The sequence below is a fragment of the Sphingosinicella sp. genome (assembly GCF_052387495.1).
Lineage (GTDB): Bacteria > Pseudomonadota > Alphaproteobacteria > Sphingomonadales > Sphingomonadaceae > Allosphingosinicella.
Map to the genome: position 1 here is coordinate 1 of NZ_JBQTJC010000090.1, position 5575 is coordinate 5575.

Below are 5575 nucleotides of genomic sequence, written 5' to 3' on the forward strand. Positions count from 1 at the left end.
GCCGCGAAGGCGCGCGCCGCGAGCACGGCGATGATGGCCTCGCGCACCAACCTCATCCTCTCGCTGCCGATGCTCTATTGCATGGTCGGGCAGACCCACATCGGCTGAGCGCGGCGACACACTGATACAAGTTCGGAGCGCATTGGCCATATTTGCGTGACACTGTTCGGGGAGTAGGGGCGGCTTATGCGTCGATATGCTGCCCTGTGTGCGCTGGCTGTGGCGGCCTGTACCACCCTCGGACCCGATTACCGGGCGCCGGACGCGGCCGGCCTGGCCGTGCCGGAGACCTATTATGGGGAAGGCGCGCCGCCGGCACCGCGCGCGGACCTCTCGCGCTGGTGGGAGACGTTCGACGATCCCCTGCTCACCCGCCTGATCGACGTGGCGAGTGCGGGCAATTTCGATCTCGCGGTGGCGGCGGCGCGGCTGACCCAGGCGCGCGAAGCCCTGGTCCAGGCGCGGGCCGGGCTGGTACCGACGGTCGGCGCGGGCGGCAGCGCGAGCCGCAGCGTCGGCGCAGGCAATGACCGCACCAGCTTCAACCTCGGCGCCGACGCCTCGTGGGAGATCGACCTGTTCGGCCGCATCCGCCGCGGCATCGAGGCGGCGGGGGCGGACGCCGAGGCGGCCTGGTTCGACCGCGAGGCGCTGCGTGTCGCGATCGCGGCCGAGGTCGCTACCAATTATATCGAGGCGCGGCTCGCCCAGGCGCGGCTCGCGCTTGCCCGCGACACGCTCGCCATCGCCGACGACAATCTCCAGATCGCCCAGTGGCGGGTACAGGCGGGCCTCGTCTCCTCGCTCGATTCCGAGCAGGCGCGAGCCACGCGGGCCCAGACCGCCGCCTCGATCCCCAATCTCGAAACCGCCTTCGCCAGCGCGACCTACCGCCTCGCCGTGCTCACCGGCCGCGCGCCGGGGGCGCTCACCGCGGAACTCAGCGCGCCGCAGCCGATCCCCGAGGGACCGGAACCGATCGCGGTCGGCATCCCGGCCGACACGCTCCGCCAGCGCCCCGACGTGCGCCGCGCCGAGCGCAACCTCGCCGCCGCGACCGCAAGGATCGGCGTCGCCGAGGCGCAGCTCTATCCGGGCCTTCGCCTCTCCGGGAGCATCGGCACCGCCGCATTCTCGTTGGGCGGGCTGTTCGAGGCGATCACCGGCTCGATCCTCGCCGGGATCGACCAGACCTTGTTCGACGGGGGGCGGCTGCGCTCGCAGCTCCGCTCGCAGCAGGCGGCGACCGAGGGCGCGCTGGCGAGCTACCGCCAGTCGGTGCTGACCGCGCTCGAGGATGTCGAGAATGCGCTGCTCGCTTTGCGCGCCGCGCGCGAGCGGCAGGCGCAGTTCCGCATCGCCTTCGAGGCGGCGAACAACACCGCGATCATCGCTCGCACCCAGTATCGCGCCGGGCTGACCGACTTCCAGACCCTGCTCGAGGCGGAGCGCTCCTTGCTCTCCGCCCGCGACGGCATCGCCAACAGCGAGGGCGACGAGGCGCGCGCGCTCGTCCAGCTCTATCGCGCCCTCGGCGGCGGCTGGGACCCCATGGCAACCGGAACCACGACATGACCGAGACCCCCACGAATGTGACCAACCAGCCGGAGCCGGCGGACAAAGACAGGCTCGAGGTCTTTCTCGGCGCGCCGGCCGACCGGCCGTGGTGGAAGCGGCCGACGACCATCGTTGTCGCGATCGTGCTGCTGATCGCCCTGTTGCTCCTCTCCCGCTGCTTCGCGAGCGAGGCCGAGGGCGGCTATGCGACCGAAACGGTGCGGCGCGGCGACCTCAGCGTCACCGTCTCGGCGACCGGCAACCTCCAGCCGACCAACCAGGTCGAGGTCGGCTCCGAGCAATCGGGGCTCGTCACCCAGGTCTTCGTCGACAATAACGACCGCGTCACTCAAGGGCAGCCGCTCGCCCGGCTCGATACGTCGCGGCTGCAGGACACGATCGTCCAGGCCCAGGCGGGGCTCGCCTCGGCCCAGGCGCAGGTCGCCACCGCCGAGGCCTCGGCCGCGCAGGCGCGCGCCAATCTCGCCCGGCAGGAAGAGGTCTATCGCGTCTCCGGTGGGCGGGTGCCCTCCGAGACCGAACTCGACGCCGGCCGGGCCGAGAATCGCCGCGCCCAGGCCGGCGTGCGCTCGGCGCAGGCGCAGGTCGCGCAGGCCCGCGCGCAATTGAGCTCGGCGCAGACCAACCTTTCCAAGGCGACCATCTATTCGCCGGTCACCGGCGTCGTGCTCTCGCGCCAGATCGATCCGGGTCAGACCGTCGCGGCCTCGTTCAACGCACCGGTCCTGTTCGTGATCGCCGAGGATCTTTCAAGGATGCAGCTCGAGGTGCGCGTCGACGAGGCCGACGTCGCCCAGGTCCGCGACGGCCAGCGGGCCAGCTTTACGGTCGACGCCCATCCCGGGCGGACCTTTCCGGCGACGGTGTCCCGGGTCGACGTCGGCGCCAACGCCTCGACCGCGTCCGGATCGAGCGGCGCGACCGCCGCTGCCGGCAACGTCGTCGCCTACACCGCCGAACTTTCGGTGGAGAATCCGGAGCTGCTGCTGCGGCCCGGCATGACCGCGACCGCGGAGATCGTCACCACCGAGCGCGAGAATGTGCTGCTCGTGCCGAACGCCGCCTTGCGCTGGTCGCCGGAACGCGACGCGGCGCAGGCCGGCGGGCGCGGCGGGATCACCAGCGTGCTCGTGCCCCGGCGCGGCCGGAGGGGCATGCGCGGCGACCGGCCGGAGCGCGAGGTCGGCATCGGCCGCGGCAGCCGCCAGACCGTCTATGTCGTCGGGGAGGATGGCAATCCACGCGCGATCCGGGTGATCGTCGGCGAGAGCAACGGCTCGGTGACCGAGATCGTCGGCGGCGAATTGACCGAGGGCATGGAGGTGATCACCGCCCGCCTCGCCGCCGGCCAGACGCAGGAGAAGGGCGAGCGCGGCAAGGGCGAAGGCCGACGCGGCAACCGCCAGCGCGGCGAGCGCGGCGGCGGCGACGGCAACAGCCAGGCGCCCGCCAATGCGATGCAGCCCGCCGTGCCGCCGGCGCGATCGCCGCCACAGAGCGGGCAGGCCCCCGCCGCGACGCCGGCACCCGCCGCGGAGGCATCCAAGGGCGAAACCGAAAGGCCGAGGCGCGAGGGGCGCGGCGGCGGCGTGCGCGGGCCGGGCGGGCAGCGGTTGCGCGACATGACGCCCGAGCAGCGCCGCGCCTTCATGGAGAGCCTGACCCCCGAGCAGCGCGCCCAGATGCGCGAGCGGCGGCGGCAGATGCGCGAGCGCCGGCAGGCCGAGGGAGGCGATCCGCCCGATGGCGAATGAGCCGATCATCTCGCTCCGCGGCGTCACCAAGACCTATGGCAGCGGCGCCACCGCCTTTCAGGCGCTGAAGGGGGTCGATCTCGACGTCGCCGAGGGCGATTTCGTCGCGGTGATGGGCCCGTCGGGCTCGGGCAAGTCGACCGCGATGAACATCTTGGGCTGCCTCGACGTGCCGACCTCGGGCTCGTTCCGCTTCAAGGGGCTTCCGGTCGAGAGCCTCGACCGCGACCAGCGCGCCTTGCTCCGGCGGCGCTATCTCGGCTTCGTCTTCCAGGGCTTCAACCTGCTCGCCCGCACCGACGCGCTCGAAAATGTCGAATTGCCCCTGCTCTATCGCGGCGAGGACAAGGCGACTCGGCGGAGCAAGGCGATGGCGACGCTGGAAAGGGTCGGCCTCAGGGACTGGTGGGACCATACCCCCGCCGAGCTTTCCGGCGGCCAGCAGCAGCGCGTCGCGATCGCCCGAGCGCTCGTCACCAACCCAGACGTACTGCTCGCCGACGAGCCGACCGGAAACCTCGACAGCGCGACCTCGGCGGAGATCATGGCGCTGATGACCGAGCTCCACCGGGAGGGGATCACCATCCTGATGGTGACTCACGAGGCCGACATCGCCGCCTATGCGCAGACGGTGGTCCACTTTCTCGACGGGCTGGTCGAGCGCGTGGACGCGAACGGGGTGAGCGCATAACGCCATGTTCTTCACCACCATCATCCTCGCCATCCGGGAGATCAGGCGGCATTTGCTGCGCTCCTTCCTGACCACATTGGGCATCGTCATCGGCGTCGCCGCGGTTGTGACGATGGTGACGCTGGGCCGGGGCGCGACCGAGGCGGTGGCCGAGCAGATTTCGAGCCTCGGCGCGAACATCCTCCAGATCCGCCCCGGCCAGGGCTTCGGCCGCGGCGGCGGGGGCGGCCAGTCGCCCGACTTCGCCATGGCCGACGTCGAGGCGATCCAGGAGCAGATCGCGGGCGTGCGCGCGGTCGCGCCGCAGGCCCAGGCCTCGGGCCTCGCGGTGCGCAACGCCGCGAATTGGCAGACTCAGGTCAACGGCACGACCAGCCAGTTCTTCACCGCCCAGCAATGGGCGCTCTCCGACGGCCGGATCTGGACCGAGGCCGAGGAGCAGGCTGGCAAGGCGGTCTGCATCATCGGCTCGACCGTCCAGCGCAACCTCTTCCGGGGCGAGAATCCGGTCGGCGAGCGCTTCCGCATCCGCGACATCAGCTGTGAGGTGATCGGCACGCTCGCCTCGCGCGGGCAAGGCGGGTTCGCCGATCAGGACGACGTCGTCATCATGCCGATCAAGGCGGTCCAGCGGCGCTTCTCGGGCAATCGCGACATCCGCTTCATCATGGTCGCCGTCGACGATGCCTATGACACCAGCTCGGTCCAGGCCGCGCTCGAAAGCCTGTTGCGCGAGCGGCGCAATATCGGCCGCGGCGAGCAGGACAATTTCAACATCTTCGACACGCGGCAGATCTCCGAGACGCTGCAGGGCACGACCCGCATCCTCACCGCGGTGATGGGCGCGGTCGCCGCGGTCAGCCTGATCGTCGGCGGGATCGGGATCATGAACATCATGCTCGTCTCGGTCACCGAGCGGACGCGCGAGATCGGCATTCGCCTCGCCATCGGCGCGGTGGCGGGCGAGGTGCTGATGCAGTTCCTCGTCGAGGCGGTGGTGCTCGCCTGCCTGGGCGGACTGATCGGCCTGCTGCTCGCCTTGCTCGCGACCTACATCATCGCGCCGCTAATCCAGGTGCCGTTCCTGTTCGATCCCGAGATCAACCTGATCGCCTTCGGCGTCTCGGCGCTGATCGGCATCGTCTTCGGCTACTTCCCCGCCCGCCGCGCCGCCAGCCTCAACCCGATCGACGCGCTGCGGCACGAATAGGAGGCACGCGTCAGGCGGGGGCCAGCGCGGCTTCGAACAGGCGGGTGAGCCGGCCGCGGAGCGCCGCGTCGTCGGCGGTGCAGAGCGGCTCCATCGCCATGATGGTGTGGAGGATCGTGGTGCCGATCAGGACGGCCAGGCTCAAAGCGGCACGCTGCTCGGCGTCCGCACCTCCGAGCAGGCGGGCGAGCGGCTCGAGCACGTCGCCGCGAAACGCCTCGCGCACGATCTCGGCGGCGGCGGGCGAGGAGGCGGAGCGCAGGATGATCAGGAGCTTCTCGACATGCTCGCGGCCCGCTTGTTGGCTCTTCATGACGAACAGCGAGGCCAGAAAGGCGGGCA

General features: G+C 70.9%; 5 protein-coding genes. 4 read left to right on the plus strand and 1 reads right to left on the minus strand.

The window, feature by feature from the left end; all coding sequences use genetic code 11:
- Positions 1-186: 186 nt before the first annotated feature.
- The 4 genes from ACT4N8_RS04990 to ACT4N8_RS05005 are packed head-to-tail and all read left to right on the plus strand — an operon-like array spanning position 187 to position 5233.
- Positions 187-1575 carry an efflux transporter outer membrane subunit gene (locus ACT4N8_RS04990; protein ID WP_444857031.1) on the plus strand — a complete coding sequence of 463 codons (1389 nt, stop codon included), beginning with the start codon at positions 187-189 and terminating at the stop codon, positions 1573-1575.
- Positions 1572-3332, plus strand: coding sequence for an efflux RND transporter periplasmic adaptor subunit (locus tag ACT4N8_RS04995; protein ID WP_444857032.1), 1761 nt, complete (start codon positions 1572-1574; stop codon positions 3330-3332). Before ACT4N8_RS04990 ends, ACT4N8_RS04995 begins: the two co-directional genes overlap by 4 nt.
- Entirely contained in the window at positions 3322-4023 is a 702-nt protein-coding gene (locus ACT4N8_RS05000; protein ID WP_444857033.1) for an ABC transporter ATP-binding protein, read from the plus strand. Before ACT4N8_RS04995 ends, ACT4N8_RS05000 begins: the two co-directional genes overlap by 11 nt.
- Before the next feature lie 4 nt (positions 4024-4027).
- Positions 4028-5233, plus strand: a complete 1206-nt coding sequence (locus ACT4N8_RS05005; RefSeq protein ID WP_444857034.1) for an ABC transporter permease — start codon at positions 4028-4030, stop codon at positions 5231-5233.
- A gap of 10 nt (positions 5234-5243) precedes the next feature.
- Here ACT4N8_RS05005 and ACT4N8_RS05010 read toward each other — a convergent pair.
- A partial coding sequence (locus tag ACT4N8_RS05010; RefSeq protein WP_444857035.1) for a TetR/AcrR family transcriptional regulator occupies positions 5244-5575 on the minus strand: 332 nt, incomplete at its 5' end.